Source organism: Halomonas sp. R57-5 (assembly GCF_900070345.1).
GTDB classification, from domain to species: Bacteria; Pseudomonadota; Gammaproteobacteria; order Pseudomonadales; family Halomonadaceae; genus Vreelandella; species Vreelandella ventosae_B.
In genome coordinates this window covers 1,330,812-1,355,008 of the sequence record NZ_LN813019.1, presented here as the reverse complement: position 1 = coordinate 1,355,008, position 24,197 = coordinate 1,330,812, and the positions used below count along the sequence as shown (strand labels likewise).

The following is a 24,197-nucleotide window of genomic DNA, read 5'->3' as shown; positions in this document are numbered from 1 at the left end:
AACACGTACTTTAACGCATTAATGACGAATGAATAAATAATGATGATGTTTATGAGCACGATGTAAACGTGCGCCCAGGAGACCTTAATAAAGGGAACCACGTGCCTTTTTCCGCCACCTTAGCCGCCGCCCACTTTACCCAGCTACGACCACGTTTAGTGGCTTTTGCGCGGTTGCAGCTGCGTGATGCCACCGCCGCTGAAGATGCGGTGCAGGAAACCTTGCTCACCGCCTTTGAGAAAAGCGCCTCCTTTGAAGGGCGCTCCGAGTTCGAGACCTGGGTATTTGGCATTTTGAAATACAAAATTCTAAATCAACTCCGTCAACAGCGCCGTCAAGGAACGTGGCAACCGTTAGACCAGGACTTAGATGACGACACCCTTGATCGTCTGTTTCAGCAGGATGGTCACTGGCAGAGCGCTGCCCGCCCTAGCCACTGGGGCGAGCCGGAGCAGGTGTTGGAAAACCAGCGTTTTTGGCAGGTATTTGATGCCTGTTTGATCGCCTTGCCGGAAAACATCGCACGGGTATTTACCCTGCGAGAACTCATGGGGCTTTCCACCTCCGATATCTGTAAGGAAACCGGCATTACTGAAACTAACTGCTGGGTCATCTTACACCGTGCGCGTTTACGGCTAAGAGAGTGCTTGGATCATGGTTGGTTAAATTAGCTGAAAAGGAGCCTGATATGCTTATGTGCCGCGAAGCCACGGGATTGATGTCCTTAAAACAGGATAAAACACTATCGTTACGTGAAAAAATGGCTTTGCGTATTCATCTGTCGATGTGCCGAGCCTGCCGCACCTGCGCCCGCCAATTCGACCTGATGCACCAAGCTGGAAAGCATCACCCCGCCTCTCTGCTTAATACGCGTCACACCCAAGACGACTAGCCGGCGGTTAGGCGCTGCCAATCCACTCCCTCCTCTTCTGCTTGCCCATGAGCGGTGTATTTTGTACGCCTAAAAATTATTGCACAAAACCTATACAAAGAGGTAGCTTTTCTTAGCATTAGCTCTATAATCATAATTATACAAATACTGTACATTAAAAATATGAATATAGAGTTAACCCTAATGTTTTTTCAACTTGCTCTATCTAGAAGCCCTGCAGTTTCCGCCATCTACGGCCATCTTCCCCTGAAGATTGGCTAAATAAACTGATTATCATATGAAATTAATACTCAAAGACACTAAACACTCTCACGAATGCAACATTTTGTGTCATATAGACACAAACTGATGCTTATAGACCGGGACTGCTCTAACCTTGTACACAAGACTTACATAGCCCCGCTGACAGGATTAGCAATGCTCACAATTCTCGCTTCTAATGGTTTACACAACGCACTGTACCAACATACCGCTTGCATCTCTTTTACACCTGAAGGGGTTATTAAGAAGGCAAGTGAGCAATTCCTAACCGCCGTCGGTTACACCCTTGACCAAGTGAAGGGGCAACACCACCGGGTCTTCTGCTTTCCTGAAGAAAGCAATAGCCATGAGTACCGAGCGTTTTGGCAAGCACTGGCCGCAGGGCATAGCCAGCAAGGACGCTTTCGGCGTGCTAATGCCCAGGGCGAAGAAATTTGGTTAGAGGCCAACTACTTACCGATCAGTAACCGGCGGGGTAAGGTTGTCGAGGTACTCAAAATTGCCAATGACATCACGGCTGCCCACCAAGAGGCGGAGCGCAAAAACGCTGTGTTAGACGCGTTAAATAGCTCCATGGCGGTAATTGAATTTACCCCCAGCGGTGAGATCCTCAATGCCAACACCAACTTTGAGCAGGCAATGGGATACCGCAATGAAGAGCTTGTAGGGGCACATCACCGGATGTTTTGTCCCGCCAACTTCTCACAAGCTAACCCGCGTTTCTGGGAACGGCTTGCTCAGGGCGAATACATGCAAGGGAAGTTTGAGCGCTTGGATTCTCGCGGCACCAGCGTTTGGCTAGAGGCAACTTACAACCCGATTCAAGATGGCCATGGCAACGTCGTAAAAGTGGTCAAGTTTGCCACCGATATCACCCGCTCCGTTCAAGCAGCGGMATCCGCCACACGAGCCGTTACCGCCGCGCAAAGCACCTCTTCTCAAACGGAGCAGATCGCCCAAAATGGGCTTAGCCACCTGCAGCGCGTTGTACGTGATTCTGAGCAAGCGGCGCTAACCTTGGCAGAAGCACAGCAGCTCATTGCCGCGCTTAACAAGCAGGCACAGAGTATCAATAGCATTACCGAGTCGATTGCGCGTATCGCCAATCAAACCAACCTACTATCGCTTAACGCCGCCGTGGAAGCTGCGCGCGCGGGCGAACAGGGTCGCGGTTTTGCGGTAGTAGCTAATGAAGTGCGCCGTTTGGCCAAAGGGTCTAGCGAAGCGGTGGAGGATATTACCCGGGTGCTAAAAGAGAACAGCGCCTTGGTGGAACGCACTACTCAGGCCATGCAGCAGGTAGTAGAGCAAGGCAAATCGAGCCAAACCAGCGTGAGCGAAATTGAGATTATCGTCAATGAGATACTCACCGGGGCGCGCAGTGTTTCAACGTCTATTGAACAGCTTGCGCTAGAGTCCGCGTAATGCCCCATGTAAAAGCCAGCGCATAGGCGCTGGCTTTCACGTTTACACCACTCTTGGTTAACGCAGTGGCGTCTTACGCAGGTAAGGCAAAACTGTTTCGTATTCGCCATACTTCTGCTTGGCGTCCGCGTCAGACACGCTTGGCGGAATAATCACATCCTGACCTATCGTCCAATCCGCCGGGGTGGCAACACCGTGTTGTGTTGTGGTTTGCAGCGCATCCAGGGCACGTAGGATTTCCGCAAAGTTACGCCCTACGGTCATTGGGTAGGTCATGGATAGCTTCAGCTGCTTATCCGGCCCAATAATAAATACCGAGCGCACCGTTGCGCTATCGGCTGGCGTCCGGCCATCGGGCAGATAAGCATCTTCTGGCAACATGTCATAGAGCTTTGATACCGTGAGCCCGTTATCGGCGATGATCGGAAAGTCGACCTCGCTGCCGCTGACGGTTTTAATGTCATCACCCCAGCGTTTGTGCTCTTCTACCCCATCTACAGAAACACCAATCACCTTGGTACCGCGTTTTTTCCACTCGGCACTCAGCTGCGCAACGGCGCCAAATTCCGTCGTGCAAACCGGGGTAAAGTCTTTAGGATGTGAAAACAGGATCGCCCAGCTGTCGCCAATCCAGTCATGAAAACGAATCGGCCCTTGGCTCGTTTCCGCTTCAAAATCAGGTACAACTGCATTAATACGTAATGACATGCTTTCCTCCTTAATGGGCGTTAGGCGCCTTAATAGCTTATTTGACTTACAGCACCTTCACTATAGATCATTTAGCGCTAAGACAGCGAGTTGCATGACAACGTTCACTCGCTGAGCCAAACGTAGTCCAGTCGCGTAAGCGCCTGGATATAACCGCCAGTAAAAAGCAGTACGGCGCCCGAAGGCGCCGCTTTTGACTAGCAAACAATGAGCCTTGCCTGGCAATCACTCTTTCACTTTAGCGTCTTTATTATCCCGCTTAACCCGCTTGATCCACTGCTGTTTCGCATAGTGGCGCAAATTGGCCACATTGTCGGTCTCATCGACAATATCCTGCCCCAGAATGGTCTCAATAATGTCTTCTAACGTAATCAAGCCCACAAAGGTGCCATGCTCGTCGTAGACAACCCGCATGTGCAGGTGGTCTTTTAGCATAGAGGTGAAGACCTGCTCGACGTTATGTGAGACGTCCACGCTGCCGATCGGATGCATCAACTCGCGCATCGTTTTAGCATCGTCGGCGTGGTACATATCGGCTTTATGCACATAACCAAAAGCTTGTTCACCGTTGTCCATCACCGGGAAACGCGTGAACGGCGCTTTGCCATACTGTTCATCGAACGTTTTCACGGTCATGTCCGGTAGGACGGTTTCACACACTGTACGCGGGGTCATCGCTTTGCTAACCAGGATATCGTGCAGATTCAGCATATTGATAATAGTGCGCGACTCGTCCGCATCCAGCACGTTCTCTTCCAGACCGACACGGGCCAGCACTTTAATTTCATCCCGCAGGTCAACGTCGTGCTCGGACTTACCTAGTCGGCGGGTAATCTGCTCCGACATCCAGATAAAGGGCAGCAGACCCAAAATCATCGGTTTCAACAAGCGTGGCAGAAACGGAGATAAACCGCGCCAGTAAGTCGCGCCGATAGTCTTCGGAATAATTTCTGAGAGGATCAAAATCAGCATCGTCATCACCGCCGACACAATAGCGATGGACGATTCACCAAATACAATTGCCGCCTGAGCACCCACTGCTGTCGCGCCCACGGTGTGGGCAATCGTATTAAGCGTCAAAATAGCCGCTAAGGGCCGGTCGATATTGGTTTTGAGCTTGGTCAGCGAGGCGTGTAACTTGGGCTTCTCCTCTTTCAGCTTCGCAATATAGCTGGGCGTAATTGACAGGAGGGCTGCTTCAAGGATGGAACACAGAAAAGAGAGTGCAATCGAAAGCGTGGCAATCGAGATCAGAAGGAACATGGGCGCCTAAGGTGGTGGATTATCGTGCTCTTATAGGGGCATCATAGGCAGAAGTCAATGGTTATCTATAACGTGTCGCAAAAAGCCGAGCAGGCCTGAGTTTAAGCCCTTAATGGCAGCGCGGCGCCGATGGCGATGAAGATACCGCCGCAGGTGCGGTTGAATCCGCGGCCTACGCGTTTTAACCAGTGACGAATGCGATTAGCCATATTGGCGAGCAAACCTTCTACAACGCACTCGATAACAACAAAGGTGCCTGCCAGCAGGAAAAATTGCAGCATTAGGCTGCGTTGCGGATCGATAAACTGAGCTAGAAAAGCACTGAAGAACAGCAGTACTTTGGGGTTGGTAATCGATGCCAATACGCCTTGGCGATAAAGCTGCCAGCCGCTCGCTTGGCTTGCCTGCAAATGAAGCTCGCCGGTAATCGGCGGTGAGCGCCACACTTGGATACCCAGCCAAATCAGATAGGCACCCCCGACCCATTTCAGCGCTGTCAGCCACACCACCGACGACTTAAGCAGCGCCCCAATCCCAAACATGCACAGGGCAATAATCAGCATAAATCCTGTCGCGCCGCCGATGATAGTAAACAGGGTTTTACGGCTGCCATGCATTGCGCCGTGGGTCAGCGCCAACAGGCCGTTGGGCCCTGGCGAAAGCGACAGGCCAATACAGGCAATTAGGTATAAAAGCCAAGTGTCCAACAGCATATTCGTGCCTCACCCATGGAAAATGCGATCAAAGTACCAGCATCTCACCGTTGCTTTGCGTTTACCATTGGTTAGTGCACGGACAATAAAAACGCCTCCCCTTAGGAAGGCGTAAAGTCGACTAGATTGGTGCTGCCACATAACGTTTAAGCAAACACTTCTGTCCACTCGCTGCGCTTAGCGAGCAGGTTACGCGCCAGTTCCTGAGCGCCTTCCAAGCTGTGGCTGGCCGCCCAGCCGCACTGCAGTTCGTTGCAGGCGGGTACTTCGGTGGCTTCGAGCACATCATTCAGAGTTTGCTCGATGATCGTAATCACGTCGTCGTAGTCGTCGTGGTTGATCATCGCGATGTAGAAGCCGGTTTGGCAGCCCATGGGGCTGATATCGACCACTTTATCGGTGTGATTGCGCGACAGCTCAGCCATTAAGTGCTCAAGGGAGTGCAGCGCTGGCATATCCATATGATCTTTATTGGGCTGGCAGATGCGCAGGTCGTACTTATGGATACGATCACCGTTCTGGCCTTCTTTGATGTCGGCTAGGCGTACATACGGGGCTTTTACCTTAGTGTGGTCCAGGTTAAAGCTCTCGACGTTCATCTTTTGATCGGTCATGTTAGCTCCTTTTAAGCTTATACCTTGGGCGCGTCAAAATTCCATGGTTCGTCGGTGTAAACGCACACGTTGGCATCTTCAATATCACCATCCGGCGCCTCAACGTGCTTGGCAAAGAAGTCTTGGATCTCTTTACGCTGGCAGTGGGCTTCAAACTCTTCACGGCTGGCCCAAATTTCATGAAACACAATCGGGTAACTGGTGCCTTGAGCAAAAGGGTTGTCTATCTGCCGGGTCACGGTGTAGTGAATGCACGCGTCTTCCCGATGGGTGTTCGGCTCTAACGACTGAAGCGCTTTAAACACCGCTTCTTCCTTACCTGGTTTGGGCTTAAAACCAGCAACACAGTAAATTTTTTCTGACATGGTCATCTCCTAAGTCGTTAAGCGTGCATCATTATGCGGCTTCTCGACGCAGGTTAACAACCTAGCGGATTATGCGTTCCGCCAATGCTTCTAGATCGGTCACCGTCATATCGGGTTCGACACCCCAAGGGTCGAAAGGTGCGTCAGAGCTGCGCCGTATCCACGCACTACGCAGGCCTGCATGGGTGGCACCAATCACATCAAAGGGGTTACTGGAAACTAGCCAAGTATGCTCGGGGCGCGTCTCTAAGCGGCTACGCAGATGCGCGTACACCGCCGGGTCAGGCTTAAAGCGCTTCACCTCATCGGCGCTAATCACATCGTCCATATGGCTCTCAACACCTGCGCGAGTTAACAACGTTGACACGGCTTCTGTAGTGCCGTTCGAAAACGCCACGCAGCGTATGCCTGCATCGCGAAGCTGATCAAGTGCAGGTACTACATCGTCAAAAGCGGGCAACTCACCGTATACCGCCATCAGGTGATCGTGGTCATTATCCGAAAGACCGGTTTGCAGTGCGCGGTCGATAAACACCAGCGCTTCGCGGGTACACTCCGAAAACGGCACGTAAGCGCCCATCAGACCGTGGCGAAAGCTGTACTCGAGCTGTTTATCACGCCAGCGGCGGGCGAATTCAACTGCTTTGGAAGCATCCGTTAGGCGCCGCTCCAGCTCAACCGTAACGCCCTGGGTATCAATTAGCGTGCCGTATACATCGAAAGCTAATACCGGTTGCATCGGTGGTTACTCCTTAACTATCAAATGGCTTATAACGCATAATGCTATTAAGCATAGCCGCCCCCTTCAAAAACAGAAACGCCGCTGCATAGGCAGCGGCGCTCATAAGGCTACAAGCTCCGATTAAACAGTAAATGCTGCCTCTTGCTGGCCGGTTTTTAGATCGCCGGAACGCACGAGCTCATCGGTTACCCGATCAATGGCGCGCTTGGCGCGGCCAATCATTTCGTCCACTTCACCACGATTAATGGTCAGCGGCGGTGCGAAGCCGAGGATATCGCCTTGGGGCATAGCGCGGGCAATCAGGTTCTCTTCCATGGCAGCCGCCGCCACGCGAGGGCCCACTTTGAGGGCGGGGTCGAAGTGCAGGCGTTGTTTGGCATCCGGAGAGAACTCCAGTGCAGCCATTAAGCCAACGCCGCGTACGTCGCCCAGCAGCGGATGGCCTTCAAAGTTAGCTTTTAGCTGCTGCTGGAAGTAGCCGCCGGTTTCTGCCGCGTTGCCCACCAGGTTTTCTCGCTCAATAATATCCAGGTTGGCAAGCCCCGCTGCACAGCCCAGCGCGTGGCCTGAATAGGTCCAACCGTGACCGATAGGGCCGTACTCACCGGTGCCCTGCTCAAGCACCTGCCACACTTTCTCACCCACGATCACCCCAGAAAGCGGCTGATAGGCACTGGTGAGGCCTTTGGCGATGGTGACCAAATCAGGCTTCATATTGTAATGATGGCTGCCAAAATCGGAGCCGGTACGGCCAAAGCCACAGACCACTTCATCGGCGATCAGCAGCACATCGTACTTCGCCAGCACGCTTTGAATGGCATCCCAGTAMCCCTCCGGCGGCGGTACGATACCGCCGGTACCTAATACCGGCTCACCGATAAAGGCGGCTACGGTATCCGGGCCCTCTTCCAGAATCATGGCTTCCAGCTTCTCGGCGCAGTAGGCGGAGAACTCGAGTTCGGTCATACCGTGCTGTTCGGCGGCACGCAGGTAGTAGTGCGGCGCTTCGGTATGGCGAATAGTGTCAATCGGCAGATCGAAATGGTCATGGAACGCTTTCAGGCCGGTCAACGAGCCCGAGGCGATACCGGAACCGTGATAGCCGCGCATACGTGAGATAACCTTTTTCTTCTGCGGGCGCCCCAGCACGTTGTTGTAGTAACGCACAATCTTGAGTTGGGTTTCGTTGGCATCTGAGCCGGACATGCCGTAGTAGACCTTGGACATATTCATACCGGCGATTTTCAGAATACGCTCGGAAAGCTCGATCTGCGGCTCGTTGGAGTGACCTACGTAGGTGTGGTAGTAAGAGAGCTCAAGTGCCTGCTTATAGATCGCCTCGGCGACTTCGGTGCGCCCGTAGCCTATGTTGACGCAGTAAAGCCCGGCGAAGCCGTCGATAAACTCACGGCCATCTTTATCCACGATGTTTATGCCTTTACCGCCGGTAATCACCCGGCCCGGCGCATCGCCATGGGCGAAATCACGCAAGTGGGTAGAGGCGTGGAAAGTGACTTTACGGTCGCGTTCGATCAAATCCTGATGCAAGCTCATAGTGTTCTCTCTGTACGGTAAACCTCCCCAATGTTTGGGGAGGGCATGTTAAATGGTTGCTTACGGCGAGGTAGCAAAGCGCCGCTAGCTGCCAGAGACGGAACCCAGCGCGCCCAGGCAGTAGTATTTCGTTTCCAGGTACTCATCGATACCCGTGGCGCCGCCTTCCCGGCCAAGACCGGACTGCTTCACGCCGCCGAAAGGCACCGGCGGGCCGGTCATCTTCACTGAGTTGACGCTGACCATGCCGTACTCGAGTGCGCGCATTAGCTTCCAGATACGGCGAATATCGTGGGTGTAGATATACGCGGCCAGACCGTACTCGGTGTCGTTGGCCATTTCGATGACTTCGTCGTCGGTGCTGTAAGCAGTGATACCGGCCACAGGCGCGAAGTTCTCTTCCCGCCACACTTTCATCTGAGGCGTTACGCCGGTCAGCATCACCGGCATAAAGAAGTTCTCACCGGGCGCTTGGCTTTGATCGCCGCCGACCATGGTGGCGCCTTTAGAAATGGCGTCATCGACAATCGCTGCGGCTTTCTCTACTGCTTGGCGGTGAATCAGCGGGCCAAGATCGATCTCTCCCTGCAAGCCGTTGCCCACGGTGAGCGCGGCCATACGCTCGGTGAACTGCGCAACGAATTCATCGTGAATGGATTCGTGTACCAGGATGCGGTTGGCTGCCAGACAATCCTGCCCCGCGGTTTGAAACTTGGCGTCGACGGCCGCGTAGGCAGCCTCTTTGGGATCCATATCCGGCCCGACAATAAACGGCGCGTTGCCACCCAGCTCCAAAGACAGACGCTTGATGGTATGCGCGCTCTGCTCGATCAGAATGCGGCCAACGCGTGTGGAGCCGGTGAATGACAGCGCCCGAATGCGCGGCTCAGCGCAGAGAATTTTCGAGACCTCCGCCGGGTCACCCAGCACCACATTAAAAATGCCCGGTGGAATACCTGCGCGTTCGGCAAGTTCTGCCAGCGCCAACGCCGAGTAAGGCGTTTCATTGGCAGGTTTGACGATCACCGGGCAGCCCGCCGCCAACGCTGCTGCGGCTTTACGGGTGATCATCGCCAACGGGAAGTTCCAAGGCGTAATCATTGCCGCGATGCCCACCGGCTCTTTAATAGTGCCCAGCGATGCGTTCGGGATATGGCTAGGGATAGTCTCGCCATAGGTGCGCTTGCTCTCTTCGGCAAACCAGCGCACAAAGCTGGCACCATACTCAACTTCACCACGGGCATCGGGCAACGGCTTGCCCTGCTCCAGCGTCATGATAGTGGCGAGGTCTTCACGGTTGGCTTGTATCAGGTCGTACCMCGCCAGCAAACGCTCGCAGCGCTCATCAACGCGCAGGGCGCGCCACTGAACAAAAGCGACTTCAGCCGCATCCACCGCAGCGGTAATTTGCTCGGCTTCCAAGAGTGGGATATGGCCAATGGCTTCATTAGTAGCGGGATCGTAAACGGCTTCTTCGCGACCGCCTTCCCCGTGGGTCCACTTGCCGTTCACGTAGGCGTACTGCCGGAACAGGCGCGGATCTTCCAAGCGCTTTGCGAGCGTGGCCGATAGTGTGGTCATGGGAACCTCTCCTCAAATGCAGTCTGGCTAACCGAGCGCTGCAATAGCTGCGTGCATTGTCAGCAAGCGCTCATTAGCCTTGCCGTCGAATGCTCCCAGGTTAACGGAGAGTGGCCACGAAGTGTTTTTGAAAAGATTGCGTAAAATTGCATTTTTTTTTGTAAACCAAGTATAAACCGTCTTTTTTTCTGCCGTTACTCGCCGCCTTTATGATTATGAATGTGGGCTTATTGCTTCATTGCCAGGCAACTAATTGCCCAGATTCCATTGCTCCTTTACGCCTTATAACATTGACATGTGAAACTAAAATCACCTATAAAGCCCTTCTTATAAGGATCTTCACCATACTTCATTAAGGATGAAATCATGAGCACATCTCAATTCGAAAAAATGATTCAGGACTCGCAAGATACTGTTAAGGAATCTAAAGCCAAGATCTCATCGATTACATCGCAGATGGAAACTGCGCGAGAAAAAATTGAGGCTGGTGAAGATCAGGGATTGGATATCGAGAATGCCACGCTTGATGACGTGCAAGCTCACGCTGATCTGATGAATGCCAATATCGCTGAACTTATCATGGGTTTGGACGATACCACCGCGGCATTTTCGAAAGATTTTGACGGTATGCGTTCTAAGTCAGGCTGGGAGAACTTTGTCGGTTTTTTCAGTAAAGGAAAATCTGAGTCATTACGTCAGGAGCGTATTCGCGGAGCGAATATCGACGATAAGCTGCAAGACCTGATTTCAAAATCAGACATTATTGTCAGCCTATTAAAAGACCAGCTAGAAACACTACAAGAGCAGCAAGAAAAAGTTCAACAAAACCTCACTTCCACTCTTGACGACCGCGAGGCAACGGTACAAGAACTTGAAGCCGCACGCGCTGAGTTACTGGAACTTGATCCAGTAATCGTTGAGCTGGAAAACAAAATTTCTGTAGAGCAAGATGCTACAGCGCGAACCCAGCTTGAAACTGAATTGGCCAATCTGAACGAAAAATATAATGCGCTGGTACAGCAAGAGCAGGTCAAAATCGCCAAATCTCAGACGCTTGAGCGCTATGTCGAAAAGGGCAAAACCTGGGTAGATAGTTTGCAGAACCAAGCGGCTACCCAAATGGTGCTAATCAATAAACTTCAGACGGATACCCAGCAGCGCGTTGTTCTTTACGATGCCCTGACGAAGTCACTCAAAACAGCCCAGCAACAAGAAGTCGCTCACCGCATCAACGAAATCGGCGTTGAAACCGACAAAGAAGCGCAAACAGCCATGGCTGGCATTGGTGCGGCTACCAATCAGCGCATGGCCGACATGATGGAAGCGCATGAAGACAGCATGGTTTTTGCCCGCGATATTATTGAGAAAAAAGCCAAAGCCGATGACCGTTTTGCCCGCCGGTTCTCCGCCATCGTTGAGAAGCACGATAAGAACTTGTACGGGGGCTAAGCTACGCCTCTGCACAAATTAACGAAGATAGTGATCAATCAGCATTGGGTGAGCACACTCGCCCAATGTGTCGATTGGTGCTCGTAGCCAACGAAAGCATCATCGAGAACAGGCCTGTTCTCGAGAGGGAAACCAATGACAGAGCTTAGCCGCGATCATACTGACTTGGCAGACCCGTTTGCCTCGCGTCGTTATTTTCGCAAGTTCGAGCATATTATCCATTACCTCGCTAGAACTGCGGTCACACTGCAGGCAGAAGGAAAGCTTACCAAAACCAATGCCAAGATATTGACGGACTATCTGATTAGACTGAACCGTACGTTCAAGGCATTGAGTATGAAGTATCTTCTCGTCGGCAATGAGCAAGGTCCTCCGATGGACAGCCTGACGATGGACAAGCGGGACAGTGGCTTTCCGGTGGCATCCGAACTTTTGACCATGGGCAATGACGTTCAGCAAGCAGCGCTTCATCTGGACAATCTGCCTTCTGTGAAATCCTTAAAAAAGCAGATGCTTCACACCATTCTTACTGAACGACAAACGCCTACCAAGCTGCAGTTTGCCCTATCGCAACGTCTATATTACGAAACGCTGACGCAAGGTGGCCTGTTTTGGGCACGTAATGATCCAAGCCTTATCTCGCAGGGCACCAGTGACAATGGCCGCCGCCAATTTCTTATTCATTGGGCGGTGTACGACACTCAAGTCAACCTGCCCGTTATCTACCTGGTAGAGCTGGAAGATAGTGGCAAGACGCCCCTGCCCCAGGATCAAAGCCGTTGGCCCCAGGTACAGTCACATCTTATGTCGCAATCTCTAGTGGGGTTGAAGCTACTGACCATCGCACAGGGCTTCGATAAGGATTTCAGTGACCTTCATCCCAAACAGCTGAGCCGCTACCACCTAGGCCCGATGTACTCATCGGCGTATACCGAACAGTCTGGGCCACTGCATCAAGTGCTTGAGCAGGCTGCCTCCCAGGAGGGCCAGGATTGGGCCTTAGCCTGGACGTTAGAAGAATTAAACAGCGAGCAAGTACGCGAAGAGCGTGCCGGCTGGTTTAGTAAAGTAGAGCGTGAAGTGTTTGCCCTTGATCCCTTCGGCAGCCGAGGGGTAGATACCGGCGCCACGCATACAGAGCGCGCCATTATATTGCCACAACACCCTTTTCAGGTGCTTGCCGAGCTTGATCCCCCTGGCTTTCTCGATGTGCGCAAGTTCGTGGTTAGTCCCAAAGGGCAAGTGTTGAGTTATTAAGCGGCAGCAAAATAGAAGTACCGGCCTAAGTGTTCGCTGCTATATGCAGCCATGTTGAGCGCTAACGGTATTGGAGCCATGTGATTAGGGCAGGATAGCCCTATAACCGAGGATATCATGAGTTTTACCAGCGACCAGATGGAACTTCGAGAAGAGGATATTCGCAAGCATTACGGCACTGCCACCACGATGCTTGAAGGAATCGACCATACGCCGCGCTTGGCCAAACCCCAGGCCTCGGAACAAACAGCAGCGCCAGAACGCTCACCCGGTATCGGCCAAACTCGCCGTCTGCGCACTACCACACCCGGCTTGGTGACCCGCTCCACCGCACGCCCCGAAGGCGTTCATATACGCGCGCGCATTGAGGGGCTCGAAACAGACGATCCGTTTGTTTCGCCGCTCCAAGCCACAGCGCTGCACCAACTACGGCGGGCATTGGCTATCGCATTGGCGGTGGGCGAAGCTTACGCTGATTCATCCGGGCTGAGCGAACTGAAGCGCGCGAATTTGGCAGGCACCCTGGACACCGCACGTAAAACTGAATTCACCCAGCTACTGGCAGGTGAAGCCCTCACGGTCGTGCACGTTTTTGCTAATGCCACCGCCTTTCTGATGGCACCTCATACTAATGAGACCAGCGTCGAAGTTGGTGAGGTAGCAGAGCTACTGACGGACAATGCGCCCCTTGCCCTGAACGGCACGCTCTGGGAACTCGACCAAAAGCTTACCCTGCATGCCAACGATGAGAGCCAACTGCCCGCAACGCTCAGCGCCTTTGCCGAGCAGTGCATGGAAAAAGTCGCACTGCGTGCACAAAGTGCACCTCGGCTCTCCCCATTTAGCGACGCTGTCTGGCGTATAGAGGCCGATGACCTGACGCTGCGCGGCTTTGAGCCTGCCACCAAAGCGAAATCCACCACGCTAACCATGACCTTCAAAAAGCCTCATGAGGTGGTGGGCAACCATATCGCCAAATACCAGTCGCTACGGCTCGCCAAAATGCTGATGGCTTACGATTTTGAGCGACGTTTAAACCCCTTCGCCGAGATGGGTGGTTTTATCTTCACTTTCATGGGTGACGGTAAACCGGGGACGGGTAAAACCACCTTGATTCAAATGATGGCGGGGCTACTCAACGACTACTGCCAGGTGGCCGGGTATCCGTTTCGTTACCAGAACTTTGGTATCGACAACATTGACAGCTATCAGGGGAAATCCGGCCAAAACGCTAAGTCATTCATTAGCAATCTGATGGATCCAGGTGTTATTGGTTTCGGCACCGTTGATGATATCGACCAGATCGCAGGGAAACGTGGAGACCGTCAGTCGTCAGCGGGTCAGCAGGAAGTGACTGCAGTGTTGATGGACGCCTTTGCGGGTGCTAACACGGTCGTGCGCGGTAATTGTACCTTCGGTATGTTTTCTAACTATCCCGAAAATGTCGATGACGCCTTGCGCCAACGTTCCGGTGCGCGCTTTTTGGTCGATGGCCCGCAAACCCGCGAAGATTACATCGACGTTCTTCACCTTCTGCTAGGTAAGGATCACCAGATCCCCCTGGGCGAGCACGCGCTTTACGCTGCCCAGGAGATCCAGAAGGCAGTGGCTAACTCTTTTCAAGCCCATAGCCGCCCCCAGGAAGAGACACTGATGGCGGTATTTGATCGCGTACATTCGCAAGTTGGCGAGTTGGATACCATCGCCAAGCTCGGCACTTATCTAAAAGCTATCCAGGAGGCCGACGAGCGATTCACCGGCCGCGCGATCAAGAACATCACCGATGCCGTCAAGGTGCGTTCGATGGATTTCGAGCTCCCGGACGAGTGGATGGAGAACCCGGAGCTTTTCCTGTTTAAGGATTACGATACAAAATCCAACATGATTGCCGAGCTGAGAGTTCCTATTACCACAGATATGGTGCTACAGGAGATTAACCGTTMCGCCGACAGCGAATTCCGCTATGCAGGCAAATCCGATGCTGCCGCCATTGACACCATGGTTCGCGACCTAGGACTTCAGGAAGCTGCGCGTCGGCGCTACCTGGAGGAGCAGAAAACATGAAACGCTTGATCGAAAAGGGGCTGATGTTTGGTAACCTCTTTCATGTCAGTTCGCAAGCGCTGGTCGAGCGTTATGGCCGTGCGTTGCAGCATCTCACAGGGAGAACCACTGCGCTGACAGAGTTTCATATCGACATCTCCGGCTACTCGCCGGAGATCGGTGATGAGCTAGAAGATCACTACTATTTGAATCACGGCGGCGTCAATCGGCAGTTTATCCTGCTCTCAACCGAGCAGAAGTATTGCCCACTACTCAACGCCAAGTTCTCTACCAATCGGGAAGTACTTCGGCGTTTTATCGATACTAACGAGCAGCAGCTTTTTGCCCTAACAGCAACCGACGCGGTAGCAGGCGAGCTTGAAAACTCTGTGCTGGATGTCGATAGGCCAGAACGGCTATTTGATATCCGACGCATCGTCATTGAGGCCGACACGACCACGGGTACCATCGCAGAAGCTGAGCGCTTAGAGTCCCTAATCGACCGCTTTATGGAGGAAGAGGACAGCTGGTTCGATAATCACCTGATTGACGATATGGTCGATACGGTCAAACGCACGGGCAACATTTCACGCAATCCAGTGCGACTGAAACATGCTGCATTTGAGCAAAAGAACTTCTGGACGGCGCATTTCGGCGGCCTTTATCTCTTTCAAGATGTCGATAGCTCGGCTTTAATCGCCAGCACCGAAAAACCGTTAGGGAAATTCCCAGTTAAGCAAATACTTAGCCTGGATGACCGCAAGAAGATTGGCGAGTTTTTACAAGATAATCGGCTTGCAGAGCCCATTATCAAAGGGCGAGATACCCAGGAAGTCGATATCCTGCGCCAAAAAATCACCTTTATACTGGCGGAAATCCTGACGCAAAAGGGAATGGACGTAACGGGCCTCTCGTATACAGATATGCGGCGCCGCGCCTCACGTTATGCAAGCGAGCTGCCCCATGAATACGATGGCCTGGCGGCTATGATGCGGTGGGCCGAAACCCGCGGCGCCAAACCCAGAATCGAGATGGAACATCCCAGCTACTTCTACCTGATGCGTGCTACGAACACGGCGAACAAAGACCTCGTCAATATGCTGCTAGCCGAGCTATCGCCTCTTGATACCCGCCAGCTGTTCATCTGCCATAAAAACGAATTTTACCGCCAATACCGCACTTGGCCTGAGGCGAAACAAGCCTACTGCTGTGACTTTCTCTCACGCGAGTATGCACCTGATAAAGCCAGCGCACGTGCCTATCTTTTCGGTGCAGACGAATGATGTTGTGTTGTCGTTTACAAGCACTGCGGAGGAACACTTGGTGTTTCCCTTTATGCGACTTGTTCTGACGTTCATTTTGACACTTGCGATTCTGTATAACGCACTCGCCGTCTATATGCGCTTCAGGCATCGCTTAGCGCTACAAAAGCGCTGGGAGCGGAACGCTTCAAATACATGTCGTGCCACCTATATACGCCAAGGCATGCAGCAGTACGACCGCTCTTTACGACGCAAGCTGATCCACTTGGTCTACGTTATGCCGCCAAGTGCCATCTTGCTTACCCTCTACGTTACTAATTATATGTGAGGCGACCCGATGGTCTATGTTAAATGGTTTGTTTTGCTTCTCTTCTGGACGCTTTTCGCTGCCTTTTTACACTACAGTTTACCCAAGTACGATGTGGTGCGTATCGTCAACACCCACGAAGAACGTATCGACCTGGATGATTGGACACGCATTTTTTGGTCTGACCCAACCGCCCAATCGAAGCGGCTGATGAACCGTGACGTGCAATTTATTCAAGGTGTGCGGGGCAATGGCCGCACCATTGTGTACCGTAACGAGGACACCGGCTGGGGCTGGCCGCCCTATTTCAAATTCGATACGGCGAACCTTTACACCGAAGCCAACGATTTAGTCTCCACCAAAACAGACCCCCAGTGGGTTGCTGTTAGATACTTTGGCTGGAGAAGCATCTTCTTTTCTATCTTCCCCAACGCCATTTCAATTACGCCCGTTGATGGCCCTGAAGATAAGCCCTTTAACTGGTTCTCGACACTTTTTCTGGTCACCTTTGGCGGCCTATTCGGATACGGCTACTACCGCTGGAGGCGCTTTCGCCGTGACCGTTTATCGCCCGCTTTTGATGAGGTCACCGATAACTTTAGCGCTGCAGGCGACGCCATCTCCAGAAAACGCAACCGCTTCCAAGCATGGTTGGATACCTGGAAAACCAAGAAATAGCCACTTCGCATTAAAGCTTGCTGAAAGGATTAAAATCCCTACATGGAGCCGTCGGTGTCAATCCCCAGCGGCTCATGTTTAACGGTCTTCGTCACAATATAGGTGAAGTAGCGCTCGATACCGGCTTCAGAGACTAACCATCTATCCATCAGACGTTGATAGCTATCGATGGTGCGCGCTTCAAACTTCACTAAGTAATCCACCCCACCGCCCACCGCCACACACTCGGTAACTTCCGGGGTTTGCATCACTAGCGCTTCAAAACGAGTGAAGCTTTCGGCGTTGTGCTGCTTGAGCTCAATCTGCACCCAGACAGGATTGCGCGGCACCAACACGTCCGCGTTAATGCGCGCAGTATACCCTTCAATGATGCCGGCCTTCTCCAGCCGCTTTACCCGCTCCCAGCAGGGACTGACCGAGAGGTTGATCGCCTCGGCCAGCTTCGACTTGGTGATTCGCCCATCGCGGGAGAGGATGTCGAGGRTTTTCAGATCGTAACGGTCAAGTTTCATCATGCCGAGGACTAGGCCTCCAGGCGTTCAACAACATCGGCAATCACCGCCAGGGTATCCCCCATATTGATGAGCGAGGGCGCGCGACGGGCCATTAGAATGCCATCACGCTCTGCTTTGTAAGCCACCGGTTCGGTACCGCTACGGGTCATGTCGTACACGTAGGCGATCGTTTGGCCTTTTTTCACTTCGTCGCCTAGCGCTACCAACAGCTCTAACACGCCGGAATGCTGGCTCTGCACGTAGCAACTGGCGTCGGGCATATCGAGATACATCTGCCCACCTTCGGGCATTTCCACTTCGCCTTCTACCAAGCCGTAGTGAATCAGGAAGTTGCGCACACCGCGTTCGGCAATCGCGATACTCAGCGGCGTCGAGGTGCCGCCGCCGCCAAGCTCGGTGGCGACAAAGACTTTGCCCTGGCGCTCGCAGGCGGTGTCGAAGAGTTTTTCCGCATCCAGCTCAAACATCACCATGGCGTAAGGGGCACCAAAGGCTTTGGCGCCTTCCAGAGCTGCCTGCTGCTGCGCTTTATCATCCAGCACGTGGGACGCACCAAACGGCAGGATATCCAGCGTGCGGCCACCGGAGTGCAGGTCAAGGACGACATCACTCATCGGCACCAGCACGCGGGTGAAGTAGTCGGCAATTTGTGGCGTGACGCTGCCGTTGGGGTCGCCGGGAAAGCTGCGGTTGAGGTTACCTTTGTCCATCGGCGAGGTGCGCTTGCCTGCCATGACCGCCGGGGTGTTCATGCAAGGCAAGATAATCACCCGGCCCGTGACATCCTCTGCTTTCAGCGTTGAAGAGAGCTTCAGCAGCGAGGTGATACCTTCGTACTCATCGCCGTGGTTACCGCCGGTCAAAAGCGCCGTGGGGCCGTCGCCATTCTTAACCACGGTGATAGGGATCATCACCGCGCCCCAGGCGGATTCATCGGTGGAGATGGGTAACTTTAAAAAACCGTGCTGCACCCCATCGGCGTTAAAATCCACGGTGGCAGAAATAGGGCTAGGCCGCCGTTGGCTCGCTTGATCGGTCATTGGATGTTCCTTTTTTTACAATCCGCTACTTAACAAACAGCTGGCGCGGAAAATTGGCCAGTGTTTCGCAGCCATCTTCAGTAATTAAAATACTTTCGGTAATTTCCAAGCCCCACTCCTCTACCCATAGCCCCGGCATAAAGTGGAACGTCATGCCGGGTTTGAGAATGGTGTCATCAGAGGGACGTAGGCTCATGGTGCGCTCGCCCCAGTCGGGCGGGTAAGAAAGACCAATCGAGTAACCACAGCGAGCGCCGCCGCGGTCAAAGCCGTATTTATCCATCGCCGCACCCAACGCCATGGCGATATCCGCCGTGCGATTCCCCGGCTTGGCCACCGCCAGTCCGTTTTCGATGCCTTCCAGCAGAGCGGATTCCGCACGGATAAAGTCAATCGGCGGTGCCCCCAAATACACCGTGCGCGACATCGGCGCGTGGTAGCGCTTAAACACACCGGCAATCTCAAAGAAAGTGCCTTCGCCTTTGCGAAACGGCGTGTCGTCCCAGGTCAGGTGCGGCGCCGCGGCGTCTTTGCCGGTGGGCAACATGGGCACAATAGCGGGATAATCACCGCCAAAGACTTTGCCGTTCTCATCCACAAAGCCTTCAATGCCAACGCGATAAATTTCCGAGACCAGCTTGCTCTTAGGCAAACCAGGTTCAATGACTTCCAGGATACGCGTGTGCATGCCTTCGACAATTTTGGCGGCAATGCGCATGTACTCGACTTCTTGCGGCGATTTGATCGCCCGGCACCAATTCACCAGCGAATTGGCATCCATAAAGCGCGCATGGGGCAGCTCTTTAAGTAGGCTCAAATAGGCTTTGGCGGAGAAGTAGTAGTTATCCATCTCCATGCCTACCACGCCCAGATGCCAGCCGCGGTCGGGCATGATCGACTGCGCCAGATACTCCATAGGGTGCATATCCGGATTCTGCACGTAGTAATCCGGGTAGTAGGTAATATTGTCAGGGTCGATCCAGCAGGTGCGCAGGGCACCGTTGGCGTCCATGCGCCGTCCGAACCATACCGGCTCGCCTTCAAGGCCCACCAGCACACACTGATGCACATAAAACGACCAACCGTCGTAGCCGGTCAGCCAAGCCATATTGGAAGGGTCACTGACGATCAATACGTCAATGCCACGACTGGCCATTTCAGCACGCACTTTCCACAGGCGGGTAGCATACTCTTCGCGCGTGAAAGGCAGGGAAACCTGAGTCATCGGGCAACTCGCCATTAAAGATCACCAAGAACCAGCACACTGCCCACTATAGGCACGCAACGCTGGGCCACAGGATCGACCTGGCCACCACCGATCAGGCGTCGGGGTTGCATCTGCTGCAGTTGCAGCAGGCCCGCCAATGTCGTCTTAAGCCGATACTAGCACCGACCCTTGGTCAGCGGTCAAAGGCTTTATGACAAAAAGTGCATACGGCATCATTATTTGCACTAAGCAAGCTTGCAACAGCCTTGAGTGCTCACCATGATAACCTGCAGTGATAACGCTTATAGCAAGAGGGTAACGGTATGAAAATTGTCGTGCATATTGATGAGGCTGAACAGTGGCAAGCAGCACTTGCAAAAGCGTTGCCCCACGCCACAGTACTGACCAGCGAGGCACCCGCGGATGAGCGTAAAGGGGCTGACTATCTCGCCATCTGGAAAGCCCCTGCGCATTTGCTGCAAGAGCAGACCCAGTTAAAGGGCATCATCAACTTGGGCGCTGGTGTGGATTACCTACTCAAAACCCCAGGGCTGCCCAGCGATGTGCCGATTGTAAAATTGCGTGATGCGGGCATGGGCGAACTGATGGCCGATTACGTTTTATATGGCGTGCTGCACTTCTACCGCAGCATGGATCGTTACGCCACTCAGCAGCATAACGCCACTTGGCAACCGCAGGAGGTGGTGGAAAAATCCCAGTGGCCGGTGGGCGKATTAGGCCTGGGCGCGATTGGCAGCTTTGTGGCCAGTGCCCTGCAGCAGGCGGGCTTCCCGGTGCTGGGCTGGAGCCGTTCTCCCAAGCAGATCAGCGGCGTGGACTGTTTTCACGGCGATGACGGGCTAACCGAGCTGCTCGGCCAGGTGCAAAGCCTGATCACTATTCTCCCTGACACGGCCGCCACCCACCATATTCTCAACGCCGAGCGGCTGTCCCAACTGCCCCAAGGCGCTAGTGTGATTAACCCTGGTCGGGGTAGTTTGATTGATGAACAGGCGCTATTGGAAGCACTGGGCAGCGGTCACCAGCCGGGTCACCTGCGGGGTGCGCTATTGGACGTATTCCAGGAAGAGCCGCTGCCCACTGACAACCCGCTCTGGCAGCATCCTAAGGTAATCATCACACCCCATATGGCGGCGCCTACTCCGCTCAACGATGCCATCGACCAAGTGATCGCTTACTTGCATGCCTTTGAATCGGGTGAAAAACTCTCCACCATCAACCCGGAGGCAGGTTACTGACGCCACCCCCTACCCAGGCTATACTAGCGCGCTGGGAACCAAGCAGTGGCTAGAGGCTCTTAGGAAGATACCCTTTATGGAGGAAAGGCCCTTGGTCAATGTTTTCGCACGACTGCCTGGCCGCGCGCTCAGGTGTGTGGGGTTGGGTTTTGCCATTTCCTACTCAACTGGCATGGCGTTAGCAACTGAGACGTTCGAAGAGCCGCAGCCCTTTGAAGCCCCTAAGCCCTTTGAAGCACAGTACCGGCTGGAGGTTCGCGGTTGGCCTGGGGCTACCATTACCCATCGCCTCTCTAACGAAGGAAATCACTGGTTAAGCGATATGCGCTTTTCAATCACCGTGGCGCGCGGCCAGGAGTTCAGCCGTTTTTCGCTCAATGGCAATGACACCAACGCTCTGCTCTTTAGCAGCAGCTATTCGGTGCTGGGCGTGGGTGATAGCTATCAACTGAACGAAGGTGAGATCCCCACTTTAGATCGCCAAGCGGCGCTGTTTGATCTCTCCCGCCGGGCGGGACAGGAAAACTGTACACAGAGTACGCCCTGCGCGATTGAGTTTGTCGATCAAAAAGGCCGCGATGAGCACTTTCAATATTATGTTACCGACCCAGGCAGCATTGAGGTTCCCGCAGGAGAGTTTGAAGCACTGAACGTATCGCTCATTGATATCGAGAAGCCCGACCGCCTACTAACCATTAGCTTTCACCCTGACTGGCCCGGGCTGATTCTTTCAGCGGTGTATCGAAAAGAGGGTCGCCGCGAAACGCAGCTGACATTAACTAACTTCAACCCAAACGGTGGCGCGACGCCCTAAATGCTTTCCGGTTTATTGATTGTTCTACTACCGCTTTTTCTTGGCTATCTGGTTCGCGTCCGTTCCATACAGTTACAGAACCTGATCAACCGAGCGGTTAATGGCTCGGTTTACCTGATTCTGCTATTTATGGGCATAAGCCTTGCCGGGCTTGAAAACCTGACTAGCCAGCTTTCGCGCCTGGGTGGCAACGCCTTGCTGTTATTTAGCATTACCACGCTGTTTAACTTAGCCGCGCTGTGGTGGCTATCGCGCCGTTTAACGCTTAAGGCCGGTAGCTCACCAGTTGTGAAAAATGCTCCTACCAGTAAGCTGGCGGCCATGCGAGGGTCGCTGTTATTGGTCGCCGTGGTGGCTGGGGGCGTTATCCTCGGGCTGCTGCTGGGGCCACACTTAGGTGAAAGGCTTTTCAACGCCACAGACTTACTGGCCGAATGGGTACTCTACCTGCTGCTGGCACTGATCGGCTGCCAGCTGCGTAACTCCGGTATGCCTCTCAGGCAGATCTTACTTAACCGCATGGGGCTGGCGATTGCGGTGACGTTGGCAATCAGTTCGCTGCTGGCAGGCTTAGCTGCCGCCCCGCTGCTCTCATTAAGCTGGAACGAAGGCCTGGCGATGGCGTCTGGCTTTGGCTGGTACTCGCTTTCGGCCATCTTGATTGGCGACCAGCTTGGTCCGCTGATGGGCGGTGTGGCGTTCTTCAACGACCTGACCCGGGAACTGCTGGCGTTTATATTGATTCCGCTGGTGATCCACCGCCATACCGCACTGGCGATTGGTTATGGTGGCGCCACCTCCATGGACTTCACCCTGCCCGTCATTCAGCAGCACGGCGGCGTAGCCTGCGTGCCTATTGCCGTGGTCAGCGGGTTTATTCTCTCGCTGCTCTCCCCACCGCTGATTCTGTTCTTTCTTTCGCTATCGGGTTAGCGGTGACGGGCGCTCATTGGTTAGGATAAGTGGCATTGCTGGAGATATAAAAACTCTTAACACCCAGGATGCCCACTCCCCATGCTCAACGGAATTTGGTTAAGCTTCTTTATCGCGGCCTTTGCGGCCTCACTCTGGCAGTGGTTGGTTGGCGGCGATAGCGAGGTATTTGCCCGCTTGGTGCAGTCACTGTTCGATATGGCAGAAGTAAGCGTTGATATTATTCTGGTGCTGCTTGGCACCATGACGCTGTGGCTGGGGTTTCTTTCGATTGCCGAAAAGGCGGGCTTGATTCGCTTGCTAGGGCGGGTACTCGACCCGTTGTTCTGCCGCTTAATGCCAGAGGTTCCCCGCGGCCACCCTGCTATGGGGCTGATCAGTATGAACTTCGCGGCAAATATCCTGGGTCTGGATAACGCCGCCACGCCGATTGGCATCAAAGCGATGCACTCGCTGCAGAGCCTTAACCCCAGCAGTGAGACCGCCAGCAACGCGCAAATTCTGTTTCTGGTGCTTAATACCTCTTCGCTAACGTTATTGCCGGTAACCATTTTTATGTATCGCGCCCAGCAAGGCGCCGCCGACCCCACACTGGTGTTTTTACCTATTCTGCTGGCGACAACGGCCTCTAGCCTAGCTGGGCTTTTGGCGGTGGCGGTGATGCAGCGCTTAAAACTCTGGCAGCCCGTGGTGCTAGCCTATTTATTAGCTGCTGCTCTAGCGTTGGGGCTACTGATTACCACGCTGGCAGGCATGTCCGCGCAGGCGCTGGCCGCGGCCTCTACACTAGTCGGTAACCTGACGCTATTTAGCATCGTGATGATGTTTTTAGTGGTGGGGGCGTTACGGGGTGTGAGGGTGTATGACGCCTTTATTGAAGGCGCGAAAGAAGGGCTAAGCTTTACCATTACCCTGCTGCCCTACTTGATCGCCATGCTGGTGGCCGTCGGCGTGCTGCGCGCCAGCGGCGTATTGGACGCAGGCCTTAGTGGCATCCGCTGGCTAGTAGAGGGCTTTGGCTGGGACACTCGCTTTGTCGATGCGCTGCCCACCGCCTTTGTGAAGCCACTTTCCGGTAGTGGCGCCCGCGCCATGATGATTGAAACCATGGACACCTTTGGCGTCGATAGCTTTCCAGGGTTGCTCGCCGCCACTATGCAAGGCAGCACCGAGACCACTTTCTATGTATTGGCTGTCTACTTTGGCGCCGTTGGCATTACTCGCATTCGCCACGGTCTGGGCTGTGCTCTGGTAGCAGACTTCGCAGGCGTTACCACCGCTATTGCAGTGTGCTACTGGTTTTTTGGCTGACCGG

Annotated in this window: 23 protein-coding genes; 12 read left to right on the top strand and 11 right to left on the bottom strand. The window is 53.7% G+C overall.

The window, feature by feature from the left end; translation table 11 throughout:
* Positions 1-101 precede the first annotated feature (101 nt).
* The 3 genes from HALO_RS06130 (at position 102) to HALO_RS06120 (ending at position 2,578) form a co-directional block, all read left to right on the top strand.
* Complete coding sequence (locus HALO_RS06130) at positions 102-671, top strand: sigma-70 family RNA polymerase sigma factor (RefSeq protein WP_035585172.1); 570 nt, start codon at positions 102-104, stop codon at positions 669-671.
* A gap of 17 nt (positions 672-688) precedes the next feature.
* Positions 689-892 carry a zf-HC2 domain-containing protein gene (locus HALO_RS06125; protein WP_035585174.1) on the top strand — a complete coding sequence of 68 codons (204 nt, stop codon included), beginning with the start codon at positions 689-691 and terminating at the stop codon, positions 890-892.
* Between the two features lie 417 nt (positions 893-1,309).
* Complete coding sequence (locus HALO_RS06120) at positions 1,310-2,578, top strand: methyl-accepting chemotaxis protein (RefSeq protein WP_050713184.1); 1,269 nt, start codon at positions 1,310-1,312, stop codon at positions 2,576-2,578.
* A 57-nt stretch (positions 2,579-2,635) separates the two neighbouring features.
* Here the strand turns inward: HALO_RS06120 and HALO_RS06115 are convergent, their stop codons facing one another.
* The 8 genes from HALO_RS06115 to HALO_RS06080 all read right to left on the bottom strand — a co-directional run bounded on the left by HALO_RS06115 (position 2,636) and on the right by HALO_RS06080 (position 10,118).
* Complete coding sequence (locus HALO_RS06115) at positions 2,636-3,286, bottom strand: peroxiredoxin (RefSeq protein WP_035585178.1); 651 nt, start codon at positions 3,284-3,286, stop codon at positions 2,636-2,638.
* 225 nt (positions 3,287-3,511) lie between these two features.
* A complete protein-coding gene (locus HALO_RS06110; protein ID WP_035585180.1) occupies positions 3,512-4,549 on the bottom strand; it encodes a CNNM domain-containing protein in 1,038 nt (345 codons plus the stop codon).
* Positions 4,550-4,650: 101 nt separating this feature from the next.
* Complete coding sequence (locus tag HALO_RS06105) at positions 4,651-5,262, bottom strand: LysE family translocator (RefSeq protein ID WP_035585182.1); 612 nt, start codon at positions 5,260-5,262, stop codon at positions 4,651-4,653.
* A gap of 146 nt (positions 5,263-5,408) precedes the next feature.
* The gene (locus HALO_RS06100) at positions 5,409-5,876 is read right to left on the bottom strand and encodes an S-ribosylhomocysteine lyase (RefSeq protein WP_035585184.1); all 468 of its coding nucleotides are present in this window, start codon (positions 5,874-5,876) and stop codon (positions 5,409-5,411) included.
* A 17-nt stretch (positions 5,877-5,893) separates the two neighbouring features.
* A complete protein-coding gene (locus HALO_RS06095) occupies positions 5,894-6,241 on the bottom strand; it encodes a putative quinol monooxygenase (protein WP_022522330.1) in 348 nt (115 codons plus the stop codon).
* Positions 6,242-6,302: 61 nt separating this feature from the next.
* Positions 6,303-6,980, bottom strand: coding sequence for a haloacid dehalogenase type II (locus HALO_RS06090; RefSeq protein ID WP_035585186.1), 678 nt, complete (start codon positions 6,978-6,980; stop codon positions 6,303-6,305).
* Between the two features lie 123 nt (positions 6,981-7,103).
* Positions 7,104-8,537: an aspartate aminotransferase family protein gene (locus tag HALO_RS06085; protein WP_035585188.1), complete on the bottom strand. Its 1,434-nt coding sequence runs from the start codon at positions 8,535-8,537 to the stop codon at positions 7,104-7,106.
* 84 nt (positions 8,538-8,621) lie between these two features.
* Positions 8,622-10,118: an NAD-dependent succinate-semialdehyde dehydrogenase gene (locus HALO_RS06080; RefSeq protein ID WP_050713183.1), complete on the bottom strand. Its 1,497-nt coding sequence runs from the start codon at positions 10,116-10,118 to the stop codon at positions 8,622-8,624.
* A 366-nt stretch (positions 10,119-10,484) separates the two neighbouring features.
* Between HALO_RS06080 and HALO_RS06075 the strand changes: the two genes are divergently transcribed.
* The 5 genes from HALO_RS06075 to HALO_RS06050 all read left to right on the top strand — a co-directional run bounded on the left by HALO_RS06075 (position 10,485) and on the right by HALO_RS06050 (position 17,114).
* Positions 10,485-11,567 carry a hypothetical protein gene (locus HALO_RS06075; RefSeq protein WP_035585192.1) on the top strand — a complete coding sequence of 361 codons (1,083 nt, stop codon included), beginning with the start codon at positions 10,485-10,487 and terminating at the stop codon, positions 11,565-11,567.
* A 135-nt stretch (positions 11,568-11,702) separates the two neighbouring features.
* Positions 11,703-12,824: a hypothetical protein gene (locus HALO_RS06070; RefSeq protein ID WP_035585193.1), complete on the top strand. Its 1,122-nt coding sequence runs from the start codon at positions 11,703-11,705 to the stop codon at positions 12,822-12,824.
* A 117-nt stretch (positions 12,825-12,941) separates the two neighbouring features.
* The gene (locus tag HALO_RS06065; protein ID WP_050713182.1) at positions 12,942-14,888 is read left to right on the top strand and encodes an AAA family ATPase; all 1,947 of its coding nucleotides are present in this window, start codon (positions 12,942-12,944) and stop codon (positions 14,886-14,888) included.
* Positions 14,885-16,150, top strand: a complete 1,266-nt coding sequence (locus HALO_RS06060; protein ID WP_050713181.1) for a DUF6638 family protein — start codon at positions 14,885-14,887, stop codon at positions 16,148-16,150. The genes HALO_RS06065 and HALO_RS06060 overlap by 4 nt, the downstream gene beginning before the upstream one ends.
* A 316-nt stretch (positions 16,151-16,466) precedes the next feature.
* The gene (locus HALO_RS06050) at positions 16,467-17,114 is read left to right on the top strand and encodes a DUF1523 family protein (protein ID WP_035585199.1); all 648 of its coding nucleotides are present in this window, start codon (positions 16,467-16,469) and stop codon (positions 17,112-17,114) included.
* 38 nt (positions 17,115-17,152) lie between these two features.
* On the opposite strand, the gene HALO_RS06045 is transcribed toward HALO_RS06050, so the two are convergent.
* Genes HALO_RS06045 through doeA form a run of 3 tightly spaced genes read right to left on the bottom strand, consistent with a single transcriptional unit; the run spans position 17,153 to position 19,894 of the window.
* Positions 17,153-17,629 (bottom strand): Lrp/AsnC family transcriptional regulator, encoded by a 477-nt coding sequence (locus HALO_RS06045; protein WP_050713180.1) that lies wholly within the window; start codon positions 17,627-17,629, stop codon positions 17,153-17,155.
* Positions 17,630-17,637: 8 nt separating this feature from the next.
* Entirely contained in the window at positions 17,638-18,669 is a 1,032-nt protein-coding gene (gene doeB / locus HALO_RS06040; protein WP_035585203.1) for a N(2)-acetyl-L-2,4-diaminobutanoate deacetylase DoeB, read from the bottom strand.
* Between the two features lie 25 nt (positions 18,670-18,694).
* The gene (doeA, locus tag HALO_RS06035) at positions 18,695-19,894 is read right to left on the bottom strand and encodes an ectoine hydrolase DoeA (RefSeq protein WP_035585204.1); all 1,200 of its coding nucleotides are present in this window, start codon (positions 19,892-19,894) and stop codon (positions 18,695-18,697) included.
* A gap of 305 nt (positions 19,895-20,199) precedes the next feature.
* Here doeA and HALO_RS06030 point away from each other — a divergent pair, with 305 nt between their 5' ends.
* The 4 genes from HALO_RS06030 to HALO_RS06015 all read left to right on the top strand — a co-directional run bounded on the left by HALO_RS06030 (position 20,200) and on the right by HALO_RS06015 (position 24,193).
* A complete protein-coding gene (locus HALO_RS06030) occupies positions 20,200-21,135 on the top strand; it encodes a 2-hydroxyacid dehydrogenase (protein WP_050713179.1) in 936 nt (311 codons plus the stop codon).
* Between the two features lie 172 nt (positions 21,136-21,307).
* Positions 21,308-21,949: a hypothetical protein gene (locus tag HALO_RS06025; RefSeq protein WP_081899185.1), complete on the top strand. Its 642-nt coding sequence runs from the start codon at positions 21,308-21,310 to the stop codon at positions 21,947-21,949.
* Positions 21,950-22,882: a lysine exporter LysO family protein gene (locus HALO_RS06020; protein WP_035585210.1), complete on the top strand. Its 933-nt coding sequence runs from the start codon at positions 21,950-21,952 to the stop codon at positions 22,880-22,882.
* A gap of 81 nt (positions 22,883-22,963) precedes the next feature.
* On the top strand, positions 22,964-24,193 hold the full coding sequence (locus HALO_RS06015) for a nucleoside recognition domain-containing protein (RefSeq protein WP_035585212.1): 1,230 nt from the start codon (positions 22,964-22,966) through the stop codon (positions 24,191-24,193).
* Positions 24,194-24,197: the final 4 nt, after the last annotated feature.